General features: G+C 58.8%; 20 protein-coding genes and 1 pseudogene. 12 read left to right on the forward strand and 9 right to left on the reverse strand.

Features of this window, described 5'->3' with window-relative positions; all coding sequences use genetic code 11:
• Positions 1-123 precede the first annotated feature (123 nt).
• Positions 124-999, reverse strand: coding sequence for a LysR family transcriptional regulator (locus tag LDB29_RS02375; protein ID WP_257556005.1), 876 nt, complete (start codon positions 997-999; stop codon positions 124-126).
• A 94-nt stretch (positions 1,000-1,093) separates the two neighbouring features.
• Here LDB29_RS02375 and LDB29_RS02380 point away from each other — a divergent pair, with 94 nt between their 5' ends.
• The 9 genes and pseudogenes from LDB29_RS02380 (at position 1,094) to LDB29_RS02420 (ending at position 10,550) form a co-directional block, all read left to right on the forward strand.
• Positions 1,094-2,242 carry an isovaleryl-CoA dehydrogenase gene (locus LDB29_RS02380; RefSeq protein ID WP_257556007.1) on the forward strand — a complete coding sequence of 383 codons (1,149 nt, stop codon included), beginning with the start codon at positions 1,094-1,096 and terminating at the stop codon, positions 2,240-2,242.
• Complete coding sequence (locus tag LDB29_RS02385; RefSeq protein WP_257556009.1) at positions 2,239-3,840, forward strand: carboxyl transferase domain-containing protein; 1,602 nt, start codon at positions 2,239-2,241, stop codon at positions 3,838-3,840. The genes LDB29_RS02380 and LDB29_RS02385 overlap by 4 nt, the downstream gene beginning before the upstream one ends.
• A 5-nt stretch (positions 3,841-3,845) precedes the next feature.
• The gene (locus LDB29_RS02390; protein WP_257556011.1) at positions 3,846-5,699 is read left to right on the forward strand and encodes an acetyl/propionyl/methylcrotonyl-CoA carboxylase subunit alpha; all 1,854 of its coding nucleotides are present in this window, start codon (positions 3,846-3,848) and stop codon (positions 5,697-5,699) included.
• Positions 5,699-6,151 (forward strand): MaoC family dehydratase, encoded by a 453-nt coding sequence (locus LDB29_RS02395; protein ID WP_257556013.1) that lies wholly within the window; start codon positions 5,699-5,701, stop codon positions 6,149-6,151. Before LDB29_RS02390 ends, LDB29_RS02395 begins: the two co-directional genes overlap by 1 nt.
• A complete protein-coding gene (locus tag LDB29_RS02400; protein ID WP_257556015.1) occupies positions 6,148-6,990 on the forward strand; it encodes a CoA ester lyase in 843 nt (280 codons plus the stop codon). Before LDB29_RS02395 ends, LDB29_RS02400 begins: the two co-directional genes overlap by 4 nt.
• Positions 6,987-7,268, forward strand: a pseudogene (locus tag LDB29_RS02405) (CoA transferase subunit A); the annotation flags it as partial. The gene LDB29_RS02400 and the pseudogene LDB29_RS02405, both read left to right, overlap by 4 nt.
• 110 nt (positions 7,269-7,378) lie before the next feature.
• Entirely contained in the window at positions 7,379-8,098 is a 720-nt protein-coding gene (locus LDB29_RS02410) for a dienelactone hydrolase family protein (protein ID WP_257556017.1), read from the forward strand.
• A 77-nt stretch (positions 8,099-8,175) separates the two neighbouring features.
• A complete protein-coding gene (locus LDB29_RS02415; protein ID WP_257556018.1) occupies positions 8,176-9,783 on the forward strand; it encodes a fatty acyl-CoA synthetase in 1,608 nt (535 codons plus the stop codon).
• A 53-nt stretch (positions 9,784-9,836) separates the two neighbouring features.
• Complete coding sequence (locus LDB29_RS02420; RefSeq protein WP_257556020.1) at positions 9,837-10,550, forward strand: TetR/AcrR family transcriptional regulator; 714 nt, start codon at positions 9,837-9,839, stop codon at positions 10,548-10,550.
• Here the strand turns inward: LDB29_RS02420 and LDB29_RS02425 are convergent.
• The 7 genes from LDB29_RS02425 to LDB29_RS02455 all read right to left on the reverse strand — a co-directional run bounded on the left by LDB29_RS02425 (position 10,520) and on the right by LDB29_RS02455 (position 18,095).
• A complete protein-coding gene (locus LDB29_RS02425) occupies positions 10,520-11,170 on the reverse strand; it encodes a TetR/AcrR family transcriptional regulator (RefSeq protein ID WP_257556022.1) in 651 nt (216 codons plus the stop codon). The genes LDB29_RS02420 and LDB29_RS02425 overlap by 31 nt on opposite strands.
• A gap of 156 nt (positions 11,171-11,326) precedes the next feature.
• Positions 11,327-12,514, reverse strand: a complete 1,188-nt coding sequence (locus tag LDB29_RS02430) for an amidohydrolase family protein (RefSeq protein ID WP_257556024.1) — start codon at positions 12,512-12,514, stop codon at positions 11,327-11,329.
• Positions 12,515-12,887: 373 nt separating this feature from the next.
• Entirely contained in the window at positions 12,888-14,135 is a 1,248-nt protein-coding gene (locus LDB29_RS02435) for a cytochrome P450 (RefSeq protein ID WP_257556025.1), read from the reverse strand.
• Positions 14,136-14,388: 253 nt separating this feature from the next.
• Positions 14,389-15,531, reverse strand: coding sequence for an acyl-CoA dehydrogenase family protein (locus tag LDB29_RS02440; RefSeq protein ID WP_257556026.1), 1,143 nt, complete (start codon positions 15,529-15,531; stop codon positions 14,389-14,391).
• Between the two features lie 59 nt (positions 15,532-15,590).
• Positions 15,591-16,085 carry a hypothetical protein gene (locus tag LDB29_RS02445; protein WP_257556028.1) on the reverse strand — a complete coding sequence of 165 codons (495 nt, stop codon included), beginning with the start codon at positions 16,083-16,085 and terminating at the stop codon, positions 15,591-15,593.
• Positions 16,086-16,136: 51 nt separating this feature from the next.
• Positions 16,137-16,595 (reverse strand): hypothetical protein, encoded by a 459-nt coding sequence (locus LDB29_RS02450; protein WP_257556030.1) that lies wholly within the window; start codon positions 16,593-16,595, stop codon positions 16,137-16,139.
• Positions 16,596-16,802: 207 nt separating this feature from the next.
• A complete protein-coding gene (locus tag LDB29_RS02455) occupies positions 16,803-18,095 on the reverse strand; it encodes an MFS transporter (RefSeq protein WP_257556032.1) in 1,293 nt (430 codons plus the stop codon).
• Between the two features lie 269 nt (positions 18,096-18,364).
• On the opposite strand from LDB29_RS02455, the gene LDB29_RS02460 reads away from it, so the two are divergent.
• The 3 genes from LDB29_RS02460 (at position 18,365) to LDB29_RS02470 (ending at position 20,645) form a co-directional block, all read left to right on the forward strand.
• Entirely contained in the window at positions 18,365-18,796 is a 432-nt protein-coding gene (locus LDB29_RS02460) for a MarR family winged helix-turn-helix transcriptional regulator (RefSeq protein ID WP_257556033.1), read from the forward strand.
• Positions 18,789-20,111: an MFS transporter gene (locus LDB29_RS02465; protein ID WP_257556035.1), complete on the forward strand. Its 1,323-nt coding sequence runs from the start codon at positions 18,789-18,791 to the stop codon at positions 20,109-20,111. The genes LDB29_RS02460 and LDB29_RS02465 overlap by 8 nt, the downstream gene beginning before the upstream one ends.
• A gap of 165 nt (positions 20,112-20,276) precedes the next feature.
• Positions 20,277-20,645, forward strand: a complete 369-nt coding sequence (locus tag LDB29_RS02470; protein ID WP_257556037.1) for a hypothetical protein — start codon at positions 20,277-20,279, stop codon at positions 20,643-20,645.
• Between the two features lie 128 nt (positions 20,646-20,773).
• Here LDB29_RS02470 and LDB29_RS02475 read toward each other — a convergent pair whose 3' ends face one another.
• A complete protein-coding gene (locus LDB29_RS02475; protein WP_257556039.1) occupies positions 20,774-21,241 on the reverse strand; it encodes an SRPBCC domain-containing protein in 468 nt (155 codons plus the stop codon).
• Between the last annotated feature and the right edge of the window lie 593 nt (positions 21,242-21,834).

A 21,834-nucleotide genomic window follows, 5' to 3' on the forward strand; every position in this document is an offset into this window, starting at 1 on the left:
TGAGCCTTCACGACCCCATCATCCCGAAATCAGACGGTTCTTCGAGGTGTCCAATTGTTCTGGACAAACGCCTCTCCGCGCGAGTGGAAATCTGCGCTTCTTCAGCGTTACAACGCTCCGGCTTTAACTTATAGCAAGGGCTGTGCTACGTATGGTGGTGGTGAGGCGCTGAAAGCTTTGACTACTGTCAATGCGGCCCTTCGCTCGGGGGTCGATAACAATACCGACCCGACGCCTTTGATCGAAGCCGGATAGAGCAGGCATGACGATGCCTGGTTGCGCGAAGCAGCGTGGCATTACTGTGATGCCAAGCCCGGCCCTCACGAAGCTGATTGCGCGATCGTCATTGGTTGTGCGAGCGGAAAAAAAGGGGCGCACACCCCGTTGCGTGAAAAAGCGGCTGACATCGGACAAGGATTCGCAATTTCTGCGGACGATCATCTCTGCGTCGGCGACCTCTTCAGGCTCGAGCATCTTGCGATGTGCGAGCGGATGGAAAGCCGGTAGTGCCAGAGCATAACCTTCTTCGAACAGAATATCGCGCGCCTGAACCTCATTTCCCAACAGTCCGACTATCACGTCGATGCGACCTCGTTCGAGCCGAGGCACCAACTCGCGCATGCGACCTTCCAGGATCTCAACCCGTTCGCCCTCGACGAGCGACGCCTCGCGAGTGGCAGCCTCCAGCCAGGTTGACGGAAGCGAGGAGATGACTCCTATTCGGATGAGCCTATTTCTCTTGTCAGCCGCCATCGCTTGCGCCGCCATGGCGAATTCTGCTTCGATGCGCCGGGCATGGGTGGCGAACGTCACGCCGAATCTCGTGAGCTCAACTCTCCTGTTGGTTCGATGAAACAAGCTGTGGCCTACAAGCCCCTCGAGCTTAGCGATCCCTACCGAGAGGGTAGGTTGGGACACGCGACATTGTTGGGCCGCGCGCGAGAAATTGCCTTGGTCCATGACGGCGAGAAAATAGTGGATCAGATAGCGCTCTATCATAGATAGGATCTATTATATGATTGCGGTGTAGTCAATTTTTCAAACGGCAATGAGCGTGATAGAGCGGCGGCAGTAAAGCATCAAGGAGAGGCGAATGACGCCCGATTTCGATTTCGCGCTCGGCGAAAACTCCGACATGATCCGCGAGAGCACAGCACGCTTTGCTTCTGACCGGATCGCCCCGCTGGCTGCTGAGATCGACGAAAAGGACTGGTTTCCTCGCGAATTGTGGCCGGAGATGGGGGCTCTGGGATTGCATGGCATTACCGTCGATGATGAGTTTGGCGGCTTGGGTCTCGGCTATCTGGAACATGTCGTTGCTCAGGAAGAAGTTGCGCGGGCATCGGCTTCGATCGGCCTTTCCTACGGTGCGCATTCGAACCTCTGCGTCAACCAGATCCACCGATGGGCCACGCCGGAACAGAAGTCGAAGTATCTTCCCAAGTTGGTTTCAGGCGAGCATGTCGGCTCGCTCGCCATGTCTGAGGCAGGGGCTGGATCAGACGTCGTTTCGATGAAACTGAAGGCGGAAAAAAAGGGCGACCGCTACATCCTCAACGGCACGAAATTCTGGATCACCAACGCGCCTTATGCGGATACTCTGGTTGTCTACGCCAAGACCGGCGAGGGGTCTAAGGGCATAACGACATTCCTGATCGAGAAGGATTTCAAGGGTTTTTCCATCGGTCAGAAAATCGACAAGGTAGGAATGCGTGGCAGCCCTACGGCCGAGCTGGTCTTCGATGATTGCGAGGTTCCCGAGGAGAATGTCATGGGCCCGCTCAACGGCGGCGTTGCCGTACTGATGTCGGGCCTCGATTATGAGCGCACGGTGCTCTCCGGCATCCAGCTTGGCATCATGCAGGCCTGTCTCGACACGGTTCTACCTTATGTCCGCGAGAGAAAGCAGTTCGGTAAGCCGATTGGCGCATTTCAATTGATGCAGGCGAAAATCGCAGACATGTACGTCGCGCTGAATTCGGCACGCGCTTACGTTTATGCCGTCGCGCGTGCGTGCGACGCGGGCAAGACGACGCGCTTTGACGCGGCGGGCGCGATCTTGCTGGCGAGCGAGAATGCGATGAAAGTCGCCTTGGAGGCGGTGCAGGCGCTGGGTGGTGCGGGCTATACCAAAGACTGGCCAGTCGAGCGCTATATGCGAGACGCAAAGCTGCTCGATATTGGGGCAGGCACTAATGAGATCCGCAGGATGCTGATTGGTCGGGAGTTGATTGGAGCATGAGCGCGCCCATTCTCGACACGAAACTCTCGCAGGACAGTGAGACCTTCCGCGCCAACACGGCGCATAACCGTGCTCTCGCTGAAGAACTGAGGGAGAAAGTTGCAGCCGCCGGGCAAGGCGGTTCCGCCAGTGCGCGCGACAAGCATGTCGCTCGCGGCAAGCTGCTACCTCGTGACCGTGTGGAGCGGTTGCTCGATCCAGGTTCCCCTTTCCTCGAAGTCGGCCAGCTTGTCGCAAACAGCCTCTACGGCGACGAAGTGCCTGGCGCCGGTATCATCGCCGGTATCGGCCGCGTGTCGGGCCGGCAGGTGATGATCGCCTGCAACGACGCCACGGTGAAGGGCGGCACCTACTTCCCGATGACGGTCAAGAAGCATCTGCGCGCGCAGGAGATCGCGATGGAGAACCGTCTGCCTTGCATCTATCTTGTCGACAGCGGTGGCGCGAACCTGCCTAACCAGGCAGAGGTCTTCCCGGACCGCGAACATTTCGGCCGGATTTTCTATAACCAGGCAAACATGAGTGCTCGCGGCATCCCGCAAATTGCTTGCGTGATGGGCAGCTGCACAGCGGGTGGAGCCTATGTTCCAGCAATGTCGGACGAGACGATCATCGTGCGCAACCAAGGGACCATTTTCCTCGCCGGCCCGCCGCTGGTACAGGCGGCGACTGGCGAGGTCATCAGTGCTGAAGATCTGGGCGGTGGCGATCTGCATGGCCGCAAGTCGGGCGTCGTCGATCATGTCGCGGAGAGTGACGGTCATGCGCTGACCATCGTGCGCGACATCGTTTCGACTCTGCAGCCTGACCTTGAACCTGACGTCAACTTGCGCGATCCGCTTCCGCCGAAGTTCGACCCAGAAGACCTCTACGGCATCATTCCCCAAGATGTCCGCGCACCCTACGATGTGCGCGAGGTCATCGCCCGCATCGTTGACGGCAGCGAATTTCATGAGTTCAAAGCTCTGTATGGCACCACGCTCGTTTGCGGCTTCGCGCATATCTGGGGCATGCCAGTCGCGATCCTGGCGAATAACGGCGTGCTGTTCAGTGAAAGCGCGCAGAAGGGTGCCCACTTTATCGAACTCGCCTGTCAGCGCCGCGTGCCCTTGCTCTTTCTGCAGAATATCTCCGGCTTTATGGTCGGCGGGAAATATGAGGCGGAAGGGATCGCCAAGCATGGCGCCAAGCTCGTGACGGCGGTCGCCACGGCACAGGTGCCCAAGATCACGGTCCTGATCGGCGGCAGTTTCGGCGCAGGCAATTATGGCATGTGCGGCCGTGCCTATCAGCCTCGTTTCCTCTTCACATGGCCCAACGCCCGGATTTCCGTGATGGGCGGAGAACAGGCGGCCAGCGTGCTGGCGACTGTGCACCGCGATGCGGCGAAGTGGACTCCGGAGGAAGCTGAAGGCTTCAAGGCCCCGATCCGCCAGAAATATGAAGACGAAGGCAATCCCTATTACGCCACCGCCCGGTTGTGGGACGACGGCATCATCGATCCGGCGCAGACGCGGGATGTGCTGGGTCTCGCCTTCGCCGCGACGTTGAACGCGCCAATCGCCGATCGGGCGCAGTTCGGCATTTTCAGGATGTGATGACGATGATCCAGTCTCTCCTCATTGCCAACCGCGGCGAGATCGCCTGCCGAGTCATCCGCACCGCACGCCGGCTCGGCATCCGCACAGTCGCCGTCTATTCGGATGCAGACGCGAATGCCCTCCATGTCCGCTCCGCCGACGAAGCCGTCCATATCGGGCCGTCTCCGGTGCGCGAATCCTATCTCGTCGGCGAAAAAATCATCGCCGCCGCGAAAACGACGGACGCAGAGGCGATCCACCCCGGCTATGGCTTCCTCTCTGAAAATGCCGAGTTCGCGCAGGCGGTGCAGGATGCGGGCCTCATCTGGGTCGGCCCCAACCCCGCCAGCATCACCGCCATGGGCCTGAAGGACGCGGCCAAGAAGCTGATGAACGACGCCGGCGTCCCCACCACACCCGGCTATCTGGGCGACGACCAGTCGCCTGAGCGCCTCAAGGCTGAGGCCGACCGGATCGGCTATCCCGTTCTCATCAAGGCGGTCGCGGGCGGCGGCGGCAAGGGCATGCGCAAGGTGGACGATGCGGCGGACTTCGCTGACGCGCTCCTCTCCTGCCAGCGCGAGGCGATCTCAAGCTTCGGCAACGATGTCGTGCTGCTAGAAAAATGGGTAACCAACCCGCGCCATATCGAAGTGCAGGTGTTCGGCGACAGCCACGGCAATGTCGTCCATCTGTTCGAACGCGACTGCTCGCTCCAGCGCCGCCACCAGAAGGTGATCGAGGAAGCGCCCGCGCCCGGCATGGACGAAGCGACCCGCGCCGCCGTCTGTCAGGCGGCGGTCAACGCGGCGAAAGCGGTCGACTATGTCGGCGCCGGCACGATCGAGTTCATCGCCGACGGATCGGAGGGCCTGCGCGCCGACCGTATCTGGTTTATGGAAATGAACACGCGCCTCCAGGTCGAGCATCCGGTGACGGAAGAGATCACCGGGCAGGATTTGGTCGAATGGCAGCTTCGCGTGGCGAGCGGAGAGCCCATCCCATTGAAGCAGGAAGATCTCAGCATCAACGGCTGGGCGATGGAAACGCGCCTCTATGCCGAGGATCCCGCCAAAGGTTTCCTGCCCTCGATCGGAATGCTTGACACCTTTGAACTGGGCGGCGACCTGCCGGGTCTGCGCATCGACACCGGCGTCGAGCAAGGTGCGGAAATCTCGCCGTTCTACGACCCGATGATCGCGAAGGTCATCGCCCACGGCCCGACTCGTGATGCTGCACGCGGACGTCTGGCCGAGGCGCTGAACGACAGCGCGGTGTGGCCACTGAAGACCAATGCGGGCTTTCTGGTCAAGGCGCTGACCCATCCCGACTTCGCCGCCGCCCGGCTCGACACCGGTCTGATCGCGCGCGAGGGCGATGCGCTGATGCCGCCAACGCGTCCAAGCGACGCGGCGTTGGCGGACGCGGCCATAGCGCTAAGTCGAGGCGGCGGTCTGGCCGGCTTCCGCCTCAATGCCCCGGTCAAGTCTTCGGCCGCCTTCTTGCTGGACAGCGAAGCGGTCTCGATTGTCTATGATCCTCGCGAGAGCGGCGATGCCCCCCAGGCCGACATACTTGTCGCCGAAAGCGGACAGGTTTGGCGGCTCGCGCCCTTTCGCGCGGTGGGCGGCACCGGTGGCGCTGCGTCGGACGGCGCCATCCTTTCTCCCATGCCGGGTCGCATCATCGCGGTATCGGTCAGCGCAGGCGAGAGCGTGACCAAAGGCCAGAAGCTGCTGACGCTTGAAGCGATGAAAATGGAGCACAGCCTGGTCGCGCCATTCGATGGTGTGATCGCTGAACTCAATGCCAGCGAGGGCGGGCAGGTCAGCGAAGGCGCATTACTGGCGAAGATAAATCTGGTGGAGGGAGGTTGATGGCTGGCAAGTTCTTTGATCAGTGGCAGATCGGCGAGACTCTGGTCCACGAGATTCGCCGTACCGTGACGGAGACCGACAATCTCCTCTTTTCGACCATGACCCATAATCCGCAACCGCTGCACATCGACGCCGAGGCGGCCAAAGCCAGCGAGTTCGGGCAGATCCTCGTCAATGGCACCTTCACCTTTGCGCTGATGATCGGTCTCAGCGTCGGCGATACAACGCTTGGCACGCTGGTCGCCAACCTTGGCTACGACAAGCTGGTCATGCCCAAACCCGTCTTTCTAGGCGACACTCTGCGCGCCGAAAGCGAGATTATAGAGCTTAAACCTAGCAAATCGCGTCCTGGAGCCGGCATCGTCACCTTCGCACACCGTTTGCTCAATCAACGAGGCGAGATCGTCTGCCAGTGTCTACGCATGGCGCTGATTAAGGGCAGCGGCGCGTGAGGCTGCGGTCCTTGCTGTTCGTGCCGGGCGACCGGCCGGAACGTTTCGCCAAAGCTGCAGGCAGCGGCGCGGACGCAATCATTCTCGATCTGGAAGATTCGGTGGCGCTTGACCGCAAGGATGCCGCGCGTACCGCTGTCGCCGATTGGCTTGCGAGCGAGCGGCCGGTTACGACCTTTGTGCGGATCAATCCGCTCGATAGCAAACATGTCGTCGCTGACCTCGCGGCAATCGCCGGTGAAATGCCGGAAGGAATTGTGCTGCCTAAGGCGGAAGGCGCAGCGAGCATAGCGGCGCTGGTTGATCTGCTGGCTGACCCTGTCGTGCCTATACTGCCCATCGCAACCGAAACGCCGGCTGCGCTATTCGAGTTAGGCAGCTATCGTACGGTCGCTGATCGGCTGGCGGGCGTAACCTGGGGTGCCGAGGATTTGCCCGCCGCCATTGGAGCGGCTTCTAGTCGTCTCGCCGATGGCGCGTATACGCAACCTTACGAGATCGCGCGGGCGCTGACTCTTTTTGCAGCTCATGCGGCGCGTGTTTCAGCTATCGAGACGGTCTATCCTGCGATAAAAGACGAAGCTGGCCTTTCGGCCTATGCGGAGCGCGGCGCGCGCGATGGCTTTACAGGAATGATGGCACTGCATCCGGCGCAGGTGCCAATCATCAACGCGGCTTTCACTCCCAGCGCCGCGCAAATCGCCGAAGCGACGGCAATAGTCACAGCTTTCGCGGCAGCACCGGATGCCGGAGTGCTGACGCTGGAGGGCAGGATGATCGACGCGCCGCATCTGCTTCAGGCACGCAAGATTTTGGAACGGGCGGAACCTCTCGCATGAAGAAGCTATATTCCGACGCATCGTCCGCGCTCGAAGGGCTGCTTTTTGACGGGATGCATTTGTGCGCGGGCGGCTTCGGCCTATGCGGCATTCCCGAGCGGCTGATCGACGCGATCCGCGACAGCGGCGTCAAGGATCTGACGATCGCTTCCAAGAATGCTGGGATCGACGGCGAGGGGCTGGGGAAATTGCTGCGGACGCGGCAGGTGAAGAAGATGATCTCCAGCTATGTCGGCGAGAACAAGGAGTTCGAGCGGCAATATCTGGCGGGCGAGCTCCCCAAGCGGGAATCCATCTTCGCCAATCCCTTGTAATATTTCGTGGAAAAGTGCAGTTAGGCGTTAAGATTGCCGGTGAACTTACCGGCAGGTTGACAGGGATGATCTCGATGCGGACAGAAGAGCTTCGATACACAGCAGACGGGTTGGAGATGCGAGGGAGTATCTATCGGCCTCCCGCTGAAGAAAAATGTCCTGCTGTACTTGTATTTCCAGAAGCTTTTGGCCTTGGCGACCACGCGATGGACTTTGCAGAACGGATTGCGTCCGAACTGGGCTATGTGGCTCTTGCTTGTGATCTACATGGCAATCGGAAGATTCTGTCGTCTGATGAAAGTCGCGATGTGCTCGCCCCACTGCGCGCGCCCGGGGGATTTCGCGCACGGACTCATGAGCCGCTGCGCGCTCTGGTCAACGAAGCCGATGTGGACCCGGCCCGCGTCGCGGCAGTAGGCTTTTGCATAGGCGGCACGATGGCGCTGCAACTCGCACTCGACGGAGTGGGGCTGAAGGCGGCGGTCGGGTTCCATTGCGGCTTGCAATTCACGATTGCGCCCGAGACTCTTCCCAACGATGCTCAGTTGATGGCGCTGATCGGCGCGGACGACCCCGCAGCGCCACCTGAACAACGGCTTGCGCTCGAACGACAGCTAACTCAGGCGGGGATCGACTGGCAAATGATGCTCTATGGCGGCGTGGTACATAGCTATACGCAGAAAGATGCCGCTAAACTCGGCAAGCCGGAACTTGCGCGCTATGATGCCAAGGCGGATCGCCGGTCGTGGCAGGAAATGGCGATGTTGCTGGCGGAAGTCTTTGCGCCGATTTGAAGGCGAAGGGGCGTTCCCAATCGGCAGGATGAATAAAACAAGCCGTGCGCGATTGGTCAGATCAAGGAGGTTCCTTCATGCCCGATCCTGCGGTTCGATCATCCTCGCACGGAGATGCGGCGCGGCGCAGGATTTTGAGCGACATCCTACGCCTTCAAGCGCTGCGTAACCCCGACCGCCTAGCCCTAGTCTACGAAGGCCGACGCGACACATTTGCGGAACTGAACGTGCTCGTCAACCGAGCGGCGAACGGTTTGCGCGCAGCCGGAATTCGGCCGGGCGACAAGGTAGCGATCTTCTCGCACAACAATCGCGCCTATGTGCTGCTGCGGTTCGCGATCATCCGGGCCGGGGCGGTGTTCGTACCGGTCAACTTCATGCTCGGCCCATCGGAGGTCGGCTACATACTCCGCCATTCGGACAGCCGCTTCATCCTAGCCGAAGACGCGCTGTGCGCGACCGCGGAGGAAGCGCTGGTGCAGATTGGCGGACAAGGGATCGCACGGGCATGTCTCCGGCATCTCGGTGTTGCGCCTCCCCCCGGCTGGATCGATGGTGACAAGCTGTTCGACTTCCCTGATGCGGAGGAGCCGCGGCCAGACCGCGATGAGGGTGATCCTGTCCAGATTATGTATACCAGCGGGACTGAGTCCCGACCCAAAGGCGCACTGCTCAATTCGCGTGCGCTGATGTCCCATTATGCGAGTTGCATCATTGACGGGGAGATGAGCGCCGGCGATGTCGAACTGCACTGCTTGCCATTATATCATTGCGCGCAGCTTGACTGTTTTTTGAGCGTGGACCTCTATCTTGGAGCGACCAGTGTGTTGCTCCGCGCGCCCGAACCGGCCATCATCCTCGCCACGATCGAGGCGGAACGGATCAACAAATTTTTCGCGCCGCCGACGGTCTGGATTTCGCTGTTGCGGCATCCCGATTTCGACCGGCGTGACCTGAGCACGTTGGCCAAGGGCTATTATGGCGCGTCGATCATGCCGACAGCGATAATTGAGGAACTGACGGAGCGGCTCCCCAGCCTGAGGCTCTGGAACTTTTACGGACAGACCGAAATGTCACCGCTCGCCACAGTGCTGAAACCCGAACATCAGATGACGCGCGTCGGTTCGGCAGGCAAGCCGTGTCTCAATGTCGAGACGCGTGTGGTCGACGATGATGGATCCGACGTGGCGCCCGGTGAGGTGGGGGAAATTGTCCATCGCAGCCCCCATGCGATGCTCGGCTATCTCAATGACGAGGAAAAGACTGCGGAGGTGTTCCGTGATGGCTGGTTCCATAGCGGCGACCTTGGCCGGCTGGATGGGGATGGTTTCCTCTATATCGTCGATCGTAAGAAGGACATGATCAAATCGGGCGGTGAGAATGTCGCGAGTCGCGAGGTCGAAGAGGAGCTTTTCCATCATCCGGCGGTCGCCGAGGTTGCTGTTCTCGGATTGCCTGACCCCTATTGGGTCGAGGCGGTCGTAGCGGTCGTCGTGCGAAAGCGTGGTGCGGAAGTGGACGATGCGATGCTTGACGCTTATTGCCGAGAGCGGTTAGCGGCGTATAAGCGGCCGAAGCGCTTCTTTTTCCTGGATGCATTGCCGAAAAATGCGAGTGGAAAGGTATTGAAGCGCGAATTGCGCGAACAGCTCTCAAGGGGAGGGGGGACTCTCGACCTTGGCTAGGCTGATTTCAATTTATATTTCAACTCGGCGCCATTTAATCTAGGGGAGGGAGCATGCAGACTGGTCAGACCGGCCGCAGCCCTCGGGCGGACGGCAATGCCACACGGGCGCGCATTCTCGAAAGCGCTGGACAACTCTACGGTGCGCAGGGTTATGCCGAAACCAAAAATAAGGCGATTGCCGAACATGCCGGCGTGGATCTGGCGTCGATCAACTATTATTTTGGAAGCCGCGATGGCCTCTACCGGGCCGTCGTGGTGGAAGCGCACCGACGCTTCATCGGCTTGGAGGATCTGGTCGATATCTATCGATCCAACATCCCGGCACGTGAAAAGCTGCATATGCTCATCGGAATGATTGCGCGGCGCTTTTCGGGTGCAGCGCATTGGAGTTCGGAGGTGCTCGCGCGAGAGCTGCTTTCACCGTCTCCCCATCTTGCGGTACTCGACGAGCAGGAGTTGCCCCCCAAGCTAGGGATAGTGCTTCAGATTCTCGCAGATATCACCCGCATTCCGGTTGAGGACCCGAGACTGTTATGCTGTCTGGTGAGTGTGGCTGCGCCTTGCGCGACACTTCTGATCGCGGGTAGGGGCTCGCCGACATTGGGGAGGGAACTGCGTCGGATCGCTCCGGCAGCGATTGTCGATCATTTGTTCCGTTTTGCCTGTGGCGGATTGGACGCAATTTCTTCGATTCAAGTCTGTTTCGAAGAAGGCGCGTCCAATAAAGGCGTCGCTCACGAGGTCGAAGAGACGTCACACGGATAGAGAAGATAGCTCAAGGCAGCGCAGCGAGCGTGCTTCACGACATCTGCCCGGCTCCGTTGGGGCAAGCCTACTTCGGCTGACAGATGACTATGGTGTCGCGCATAATTCCGGAACAGGCCGAGAATGATTTCCAAAGCTATGCCGGTCGCCAGGCGAATGTCCTGATGCGCTATTCTGTCGCGGTCCTTTTCCAGTCCGGATACGAACGCTTCAAATTGCTCGCGCATGACCTCTCCGCCACGACGCCACAATTCCGGGTCAGGACCTGAATCGAGCAAGAAATCCACGAACTCCATGGCTCGCCCGGCAATCGCTTCATCATAGGCACCAACCACAGCGCTGACCAACGCCTCCACCTTGGGCTCGGACTGGTCGATCGCGGCAATGACCGTATCTGCAATATCGGTCAGGAATTGATTTTGTACCGCGCGGATCAGATCGCTCTTGTTAGCATAATAGCGGTAGATGGAAGCAACGGATATCTCGGCGCCGTCCGCGACGCGATTCATCGTCAACTGGCTGATCGGCATTTGTCGCAGCAGATCTCGCGTTACCTGCAGGATGCGTGCGACGACCTCGCGGCTGCGTTGCTGTACGGGTTCACGGATGGCATAGTTCATGTTGTTCCGGTGCTCCCTTCCAGTTGAGAATTCACGCTACAGCCTTGGCGGTTGCCAGGCAACTCTCGCCCTCTACCGCGCCCGCAACCTCATTCTGCGGCTTTTGAGGCGGGAGCAAATGGGGCCGCTCAGGCTTGGAGCAGCCCCATCCCCTGATCAGGCCAGCAGCAGGCGTGGATTGCTGACGAAGAACTTTTCGACGATGTCGTCACCCAGAGGCTTCAGGCGATCGAAGAAGGATTTGGCCGAATAATGTTGCCCTTCGAGGTGCGGGAAGTCGCTCGAATAGCAGTAGCAATCCTGCAGGTGCGGGTAGCGCGTGATCCAGTCTTCGACCGGCTCCGGCTCCAGAACCGACACGCGCAACTGGCGAGCCATATATTCTGATGGCTTCATCGAAAGCTTGGCATCGGCAGGGTTGCGCAAGCCCGGTCGTTCAATGACGGTGAAGTCCAGCTTCTCGGCAAGCGGGCCGAGCCAGGATGCGCCATTTTCGATAACGCCGACACGCAGCAGCGGATGGCGCTCGAAAACCCCGCCCAGCAGCATCACACAGAGGAAATTCTCTTCGGCCTGGTGCAGCGCCACGGCGAATGACACGTCGCCACGGCAGCCCGGATAGATGCCCCATACGTCCGTCTTGCGATAGCCGGTGCCCGAAGGCGGATGGAAGACCAGCGCCACGTCCCGCTCGACAAGCAGTGAATAGAAGTCATCCAGCGCAGGATGAGCGGGCGAAAGGCCGGCCGGCGGCTCGCCCGTGGGGAGCATGAGTGCCTTGACGCCGCTGTCGATCAGGGCTTCGGTGCGTTTGATCAGTGCTTCAACGGTCAGACCGGCGTCGGTGGTTTCGAGAACGCCCACAACACGCAGCTTGTCGGGATATTTGCTCGTATAATGACCGGCCCATTCATTATAGGCGTTGAGCGCATCTTGCCCGATCGCCATCTGTTCTTCGGTGGCCTTCGGCACGCCGTTATAGCCGCCGCCATGGGCGGATGTCAGGGCCATCAGACCCATTGTCGGAAAGATGAGCTGGCGATCGATGCCCATCATTTCCATCGTGGCAGGACGCCGATCAAGGTCGGCCGCGGACGGAGCGAGGCTGCCCTTCTTCGTCCAGACGGTCTCGGGCGTGATTTCAAGGTCATCCTCCCGATCGACCATCATGCTTTCTTCTTCCAGCGGGAAGGCGCGCGCGAGGCGCTTCCACAGATCCGGATTGGCTTCGTAGAAGCGTTGGCCGCGTTCGCCAAAAACTCTGCCATATTGCAGGACGGGAATCTGTTCATGGGCATCGGTGTCGCCGATGCGGCCATGGAGACTCTCGAGAGTGAGTGCCATGATCTAATCCTCTCAGAAACTGCGTTTCAAAGCGTGACCGTCTCACCCCTTGAGGGGGATGGGTCGGTCCGGCAGCAGGGGCTTTCCTGACTGTCGGCTGCCAGACGATAATCACCGAATCAAACATAAATGTCAATATAGGTTCATGTTTCCACGATGGGCCTCGACGTTTGCTGTGGTGAACTGCGAGAGTGCATAATCGGTGTAGAATTCCAGCGTTCATATATTGATATATAATATCATCAGCGGAGTGCTGAGCAGACCTGTGGCCGATCTAGGCGTGCTGTGGTCGGCCGTGGGCAGGGGCTGCGAAACCACATGTTGCCTTGAATCGAGCGCGCCGTGCCCTGGCCTTGTGGTAGGCGTGAATGTTTCAGCTCATCACGAATTTGATTGGCACTGACTGCGGGCCGGCTATGCTGGTGGTCTCTGGATGGATCACCGGGCCGTCAAGTTCGACATTTTGAAGCCGCGGCAGCAATTCTTCCCAGAAAATCCGCATCTCCAATTTGGCGAGATGCTGTCCGAGGCAGAGATGCGGTCCATAGCCGAAACCGACATGGCGGTTGGGGCTGCGTTCAATGTCGAAGCGATCTGGATCCGTGAACGCATCCTCGTCGCGCGTGCCGGACGCAAAGCAGAGCATAAGCCTCTCGCCCTTGGCAAGCTGCTGACCGTTGAATTCGGTATCGGCCGTTACTGTGCGCGCAAAATGTTTCACGGGCGCCACCCAGCGGATGGACTCTTCGACGTAACCAGGAATCAAGACAGGGTTGTCCTTCAGCTTCCTGAACTGTTCGGGGTCTCCGGCGAGTGCCGCCATCCCTCCCGCCGTGCTGGCCGATGTCGTGTCGTGACCGGCGCTGGCGAAAATGATATAATAACCCATCGCTTCCATGTTTCCGATCAATTCACCCTTGATTTCGCCATTCGCGATCCGGGTTGCCATGTCTTCGCGTGGGTTAGCGCGACGATCTGTAATGATGTCTACAAAATAATTGTTCAACCCGGTCAGATATTGCTTCATGGCCTCGGCCCGGGCGGTGTCGTCCATTTGCGCATGGGTGCCCTTGGAATTTTGCGTGTTGCCAGCCTGAGTAAGTGTCAGCCAGAAGGCTTCGTCCTTTTCCGACACGCCAAGCACTTCCATGACCACGCGCAGCGGATAAAGGAAGGCGACGTCCTGGGCGAAGTCGCAGCGCCCTCCGGTTTGCGCCATCTTTTCTATGAACACCCGGGCAATCTCGCGAATTCGACCTTCCAATATACGTAGGGTCTTGGGCATGAGGGCGCCTTGGGTCAGGCGCCGATAAGCCTGATGTTCAACGCCGTCCATCGATACGATGGTGCGGAACCCGCCGGGCCGATCGCCAAGCTGCGCGCGCATTTCATTCGAGGTGATCGCCGGAAGGCCCTGGCTATTACAGAAAAGATCGCTCTGAACCTCGACTGCCATGATGTCCGCCTGGCGTGTCACGATCCAGAACGGATCGTAGCCAGCCGGCGCGATCTTGGCGAAGGGGGCATTGCGCCGAAGCCAGCGATATGCCTCATGAATTCGCCCGTCGGCATAAGCCTTGGGGTCGACGACGGTTTCAGCGATTTCCTGTGGAACGATCATTAGTGGCTCCTTGCGAATATCGCCTTTTTATACCGGGCGAGGGAAATTTAAAGTGATTTTAAACTTCCGAACTCCCGCAAGCCGTTGAGAGAGCCATTCGGCCACCGACAGGCTTCGACATTGCCATCTTGAGACATGCTCATGAAAATGAGTTTCGAAACTATTGGGGAATGATCTGCCCCGCTGTGTGGCGCACAGGCTATGAGGATCTGGACCACGAAGCTCCTGCCCGCTGCTATCCGATAGCTTCACATCAGAGTGATCGACCTATGACCTCGCACATGATTTCCGATGTGCCGCCATAGATGCGCGTCACGCGCGCGTCTCGGTAAAGTTGGGCGATGAGATACTCGTTCATGAAACCCGCTCCACCGAAGAATTGGAGAGCCTGGTCGGTGATCTCGCCTTGCAATTCGCTGTGCCACAATTTGGCGGCGGATGCCTCTTCGGCGGTCAGTTTGCCAGCGACGTGACGATTGACTGTCCAGTCAAGATGGGCCCATCCGACTTGCAACTTGGTAGCCATGCGCGCGAGTTGGAAGCGTGTATTTTGGAAGTCGAACACTGTCTTGCCGAAAGCCTTGCGTTCCTTGCTGTAGGCTACAGCCTCGTCAAAGGCGCGCTGTGCTGCGGCTTGACCCTCGACCGCTATTGAGAGGCGCTCCTGCGGCAACTGCTTCATCAGGTAGGCGAAGCCCTGACCCTCTTCGCCGATCAGATTTTCGGCCGGCACAAAAACATCGCGGAAGAAAAGCTCCGCCGTATCGCTGGAGTGCAGGCCGACCTTGTCGAGATGGCGCCCACGTTCGAAGCCTGCGAAATCGCGCTCGACGATCAGCAGGGAAATCCCCTTGGCGCCCATCGCCGGATCGGTCTTCGCCACGACGAGGACGAAGTCGGCATGGATGCCGTTGGTTATGAAGGTCTTGGCGCCGTTAAGGCGATAGCCATTGTCTACACGCTCAGCAGTCGTGCGTACAGCCTTGAGGTCGGAGCCGGTGTCCGGCTCGGTCATCGCGATGGCTCCGACCCATTCGCCCGAGATCATTTTAGGCAGGAAGCGCTGCTTTTGTACTTCGGAGCCATAGTGAATGATGTAGTCCGCTACGATGTCCGAATGGATCGCGGTGCCGACCCAGGATCCGACATAGCCGCGTTCCTCCAGGACGACCGCGTTGAAACGGAAATCGAGGCCCAAGCCACCATAGGCTTCGGGTACGCCAGGGCACAGCATTCCGGCCGCGCCAGCCACGGTCCAGAATTCGCGATGGACGATATTGTTGCGCTCGATTTCTGCGCGGCGTGCGACCAACTGCTCATCAACGATGCGCCGTACGGTGTCGCGAAACATCACAAGATTTTCGTCGGCTGATGTCCGATTCAGGGCGAAATCCATTCTCGCTCTCCCCATTGCAATTGGCTGGGCATGGGCTGCGGGCCCATGCCCAGTGCTGTTCAAATCGTGTAAATGTTGTAGAAACGCTCGCGCACATTATGCTTGATGAAGAGCTTCTGAAGCGGTCCGGGTGAACCGGCAATCACGAGCTTGCCTTCCTCCACCAGTTTCGGTGCCGCTTGCTTCATGAAAATAACTTCCTCTTCGTTGCTGTTGTGGAAGGACTCGATCAGCACGTCATAGGGGATCACAATCGATATATTCGCTCCAGGTAGAAGCGCGTCCCTTACCTCTACCTGTCCATCAATAAGGCGGATGGAAAAGCCGATCGTTTCTTCTTCGTCCCGTAGCAGATGAGGAGGGGGGCTTGTGACTTCCCACGATAGGGAATCGGAGACGCCGTCCAGATCTTCTGCCGTGAATTCGCGTGTGAGGAACTGCCGCAACATGTCCACCCAAGGGGTGCTTGCTGGCTCAAACTTCTGATTTCCGGCCAAAATAATATCCTCCCATGATGTGCCGCGCAGATCGGCGTTGGACGGCGTGAAATCCAAACTCCGAACTCCACGCGCTGACAATTCTGGTGGCGCAACCGCCAGGCAGAATCAGGCCGTATATTTCGAGTAGAAGCCGAGCATCTCGATCACCGGCACCAGCGGCTTGATCAGTTCGGGGTTACCGTAGCGCTTGACTTTGCCCTCGGCCTCCAACTTGGGGCGCTCATCCTGGAGAAAACGCATATATTGATCTAGTGGTAGACGATAGCTGAGGGCAAACGGGTCATAGGCGGCACAGGTGCCGACATCCGCTTCCTCTGGATGGGCGCCGTCCAGCACTTCCAGCACGCCATTCTTGACCCGAATCGTGTAGCCAACAGAAGCGTCTCCCTTCCCGCGTAAAAGATGCTGAGGCGGATCAGTATATTCGATGGAGAAAACAACCTCGAAGTCGAGCGGTTTGCCGATCGCCTTTTCAGTAACGTGGCGGCGCATTGCGTCCACCCATTCGATGCTCAGCGCCTCATATTTTTCATTGTCGCCCAGTGCGGACATATTGTTACTCATCCTGTATTTCTCCAATTTACAGTATTTTGTGCGTGCCGCTCGCCTTGGTATTTGTGCAACAGCGTCCCAGTGTCCTGGGACGCTGAGTTTCGTTGGGGCCAAGAACTGGTAGCGAAATCGCCTGTAAAACCTTCATTGATAACGCCTAGTGGTAGAAGCCTAAAGTTGACCGCATCAGCTACGACGGGGCTGCTTTCCAGCCTCTGTTCAATGTGCCGTCGCCGCAGGCTGGTCGAGACTCCTAGCGGCATCAAGAAAGGCGAATGTCGCCAGAATGGCGATCGGTCCGATTGTCAGAAGGCCCATGCGCAGGGACTGGTAATCGCCCAAGCCCTTGAACAGATCGCTGATGGCGCCGATGGCCCATGGGGCAAGCGCGCCGATCAACGACGCTCCTACCGCCATGGCGGCGAGGCCGGTTGCCTTAAGTCTAGGCAGGGCATCCTGCGCGGCCACGCCCATCAATGGAGCGTTGCCACTGCTCAGAAACAGCATTGCGGTTGTCAGGATGTAAACGGTTAATTTGTCGCTCGCGAACAGGACCCCGACGAAAAGAGCCACTGCCCCAGTCGATAATATGGCGCAGATCCAGAAGGGCCATCGGGAGTCGCGTAACGCAAGTCGATCGGCGATCCAACTGAATGTCAGAAGCCCGGCTAGCCCGGAAATCAAGGTGATTGTCGCGAGAACTCCGCCAATTTCCGTCAGGCTGACTCCATAGCCGCGCACCAGATAGGTCGGCAGCCAAGCGTGAACACTGCCTGATAGCCATGTGACGAAACCCGATCCGATGAACAACATCACAAAAGACCTGGATGCGAACAGTGCCTTGATCTCGGAGAGGAAATTTCCGGCGGGCGGATGTGCCGAACCCGTCTTACGTGGCTCCTGGACGATGAAGAGATATAGCATGGCTACAGCGATGCCTGGCGCACCCATTATCGCAAAGGTCATGCGCCAGCCGAAATTTTGCGCCGCCCAACCGCTGAACGCGATGCCGAAGGCGCCACCGGCGGCAATTCCAAGCGTGCAGATGGCCATGATGCGCCGGCGCCAACTGGCGGGCGCTAGCTCGGTTACGATGGAAAGCGAGCTAGGTTGTCCACCTGCCTCGCCGGCACCGACGCCCATGCGGAGGGCAAACAGGCTCCACAGCCCAACTGCAGCGCCGCACAAGGCCGTCATGAGGCTCCAGATGGCGAGCGATGCGGCGACGACCCTGGTGCGACCGAACCGGGCATCGCCGAGCCACGCCGTCGGGATGCTGAAAAGCCCGAAGCACAGAGCGAAGGGGAGGCTGCTCAAAAGGCCCAGCGCGCTGTCTGACAGGCCAAGATCCGTCTTGATATGAGGTAATACGACCGCGAAGATATGCCGATCCGCGGCCGCAAGAATCAGGACCAGCATGGTCACCGCGACAATGGCGGAAAAGCGCGCCCGGCTGACTTGAGAAATGAAGACTTCTTCGGCCGGTGAACTGCGAATTGCTGCCTCCAGCATGGAGCATCCTCCTCAATTTTATCCCAGATCATTGTCTGACGATAATTCAGAGATAGATCATGGCATTTTCATACGGGTTTGCGCAAGCTTGGAATGCATTTCGTGATAGGGGTGTGTTGAGATTTCTTCGGATTATTCATGATTTATGCTGAATATATCGTGCCTTATGCCCCTGGTCTCGACGAGTTTGACGAGGCAAAATTAGGAACGGCGATCAAAATTTCTTTCAGTTTGCCTGTGCATAATGTAGTCGTGGTCGTATGACAATCATGAGTGAAATATCCGCAGTGGAGCTGGCGGCGGACGTTCGAGCGCTCATTGGCCACCTCAAGCGCAGGATGCGAGAGCAGGCTGATGTCGCCGACTTGACTTACGCACAGGTCTGCGCGCTGGCGCGGCTGGAGCGGGAGGGGCCGACAACGCTCTCGGCGCTGAGTCGCGCGGAAGGGGTGCGACCGCAATCTATGGCGGCGACGGTAGCCGCATTGCAGGCGATGGGACATGTTGTTTCGCTGCCCGACCCGAATGACCGGCGCCAATTTCTGCTCTCTCTGCATATTGAGTGCCGGAATTGGCTTCTGAAGAGCCGGGTGGCACGTCTCGATTGGCTCGCTGGCGTCATCGAATGCGAACTGGATGCATCGGATCGTAAATTACTGGCGCAAGCGCTTGTGCTGCTGGGACGCGTTGCGAATGCCTGATGATAGCGATGACGATCAGCCGTTGAGTGGGTTTGCTCAGGCTTCGGCGGAAGAAATGGCCGCGTCTGTGATGCCCTCGACCGGAGCCTTCCGTTCGCTTCACAACCGAAACTTTCGCATCTGGGCTGCCGGCACGACGATTTCCAATGTTGGCGCGTGGATGCAGCGTATCGCGCAGGATTGGTTGATCCTTACAGTGTTGACCAACCATAATGCGGCGGCTGTTGGCATCGTTACGGCGCTTCAGTTCGGGCCGCAGCTGGTGCTTGTGCCTTGGACAGGGCATGTCGCCGACCATTTTGATCGACGAAAGGTGCTATTGCTCACGCAGGTGGCGACTTGCCTGTTGGCGCTCGGCCTTGGACTTTTGACCATCGGCGGCGTGGCTCGGCCATGGCACGTCTATATTTTCGCACTCCTGCTGGGATGCGTAATGGCATTTGACGCGCCTGTCCGGCAGATTTTCGTTTCCGATATCGTCGATGATGCGGACCTGTCGAATGCAGTCGGGCTCAATGCAACGCTGGTCAATGTGTCCCGGTTGATCGGTCCGGCTGTCGCTGGGCTGGTGATCGCTGCCGTGGGACCCGGTTGGGCTTTCCTCATCAATGCGACCTCGTTCATTGCTGTTATGCTGTCGCTCATCTGCATGCGGAAGAATGAACTGCACCGTCACGATCCGCCGGCCAAGACTGGCAATGGCCTTGCTGAAGGGATCCGTTATGTAGCGCAGAGACCCGACTTGAAGGTGCTGTTGCTCATGCTGATGGTCTTCGGTACCTTCGGAATGAATTTTCCGATTTTCATTTCCACTATGGCGGCCAGCGTATTCCGGCTTGATGCGGGCGGGTATGGGCTGCTGAGTTCGGTCATGGCGGTCGGCTCATTGATCGGAGCGTTCCTGACCGCGCGGCGGGAGAAGCCGACGATCTTCGTCATTGCGGTCGGCGCGGCCATATTTGGAGCAGGCTATGCCCTGTCTGCTGCCATGCCCAATGCCATCCTATTCGGGATCGCGTTGATGGTCGTCGGCGCGGCGTCGCAGACGGTGACCACATCGATCATGGGGTTGATCCAGTTGTCGACCGACCGCCCCATGCGCGGCAGGGTGATGGCAATCGTTGTCACCGTTGCGCTTGGTGGGCAGCCGGTGGGGGCGCCGCTAGTCGGATGGATCGCCAATGCGGCCGGCCCCCGACTTGCACTGCTGGTAGGGGCCCTGACTGGCATTTTGGTTGCGGCCATCGGATTTCGATTTGTCCGGGGAAGCGCCCCAACGCATCTATCGAAGAGTGCATTGGCAGATGATTTCTGAAGGCGGCTGCGCCGCGCGTCATATAGGGTTCGCGCGAGCTGGCTCTCAGGCGATCGACAAGGCACGAGCGAAATATGACGATGCGCTGGATCGGTGGCGCGCGGATGAGGCATAGAGAATAAGGGCCACGCAGCAACGCTGACCAGTTGCTGGGCGGAGGTGATCATGGCTGACGACATTTGGACTGATGATGCAATGGCCTTCTTCACGCTCGCCCTGGTGGAACAGTGCGCGCGCAATACTGGGTTGGAGGACCTCCATTCAGGGATCACGCCCGATAGCGGGACCGGCGATTACAGCGATGTGAAGGTGGTAACGCCCTATGGGGAAATTCCCTGGGCAAACCTCTCGCGGATTTCCGATGAGGAAATGAAGGTCTTGATGATCGAGGTGACGAACAAGGTCTTCACCTTCCTCATGCGTGCTGATGACTTGTTGACGCTGGGGCCTGCTGCGCGGTGGAATAGGCCGGAGTATGATCTCGCCTTATTGGCTAAGGCTGACCGCAGCGCTTCTCGGCGCAAGCGAGATTGAAACGAATTTGGAAGCGATCCGGGCGGTAAATTTCACTTCGCCGCGCCAGAGTTCCTTGCCAATTGCTCTTATCTACACGGGGCCGGAAGACCATGTCTGTTCCGACCCGGCGAATTCGCCTTGCGACATCACTCGACGAGGTTGGCGAGATTGCGCAAGGTGGACGTCATCCCCTCCCGGTGATCGGCTTCGGTTATGCCCGGAGGCACATTCTCAGCAAGGAAGGTGACCTTGCTGCTGTTTCCTTTTTCCCGCTCGATCGTGGTGGTGATCGTCATGGTTCCTGCAAAGGCTGGGTCATCGCTTTGAAACGTCACCGCCTCGACGATCCTCTGGTCAGGGATGAGGTCGACGAAGCGGCCCTCGAAAATGTCCTCTCCACCTCCGCTCTTTCCCGGCTCACCACTCCCCTGTGGATAGATGAAGGCCATGCGATAGCCTCCGCCAATTTTCGGGACGAAGCGCTCGATGCGAGCCGTCATGCCGTTGGGCGGGCGCCAGGATACAACAGCTTCCGCGTCAAGGAATGCGCGGTAGATGGCACGCGGCGGCGCGAGAATGGTGCGTGAAGCTCTATGGGCCTGCGAGTCGGACATGATGCCGACCTGTAGGGGGCGAGGGCCGCAATCTGCAATGCGGGAACGGCAGATATGTGATACGTTGCTTTGCGGATCGGGATCGACGCTGGAAGCGGTACAGTTCTGCGGGCGTTCCTTCCTTGGCGTCGAAATGGACGTTGATCACTTCCGGATGGCGAGCAATAGGATGCGGTGTCTGTGCTGACTAAAGAATGGGGTTTGCCCCGCAGGACCTGTCCCATTCGGAACCTTGGGAAAATGCCGATCGCCACATGTAGAAATAGGGAATGACGACCGGCATTGCGCTTAAAGCCTTGGCGTGCTTCGCTAATTCGCGATCGAAGGTGAGAAAAAATCGGCGTAATGGCCCGATCGCGCCAGATGAAGGGCATCGGCGAAATCCATGCCGCCTTCCATCCACTCCAGCGCCAATGCCAGTTGGACCGGTTCCTCCACGGACACCCGTTGGGTTGAGCGGCGAGTTAAGCCGAGTTGGATCTTTCCGCGCGCTTGACGACATGGCCAGCGGCGGGCAAGGCGCTCGGGCTTTCCATAACCAGGTTTGAGATGTCTGACGTTGCCTTGAAAAATGATCTCAGGGCGCAACTGAC

The sequence above is a fragment of the Sphingobium sp. CFD-2 genome (genome assembly GCF_024611135.1).
Lineage (GTDB): Bacteria > Pseudomonadota > Alphaproteobacteria > Sphingomonadales > Sphingomonadaceae > Sphingobium > Sphingobium fuliginis.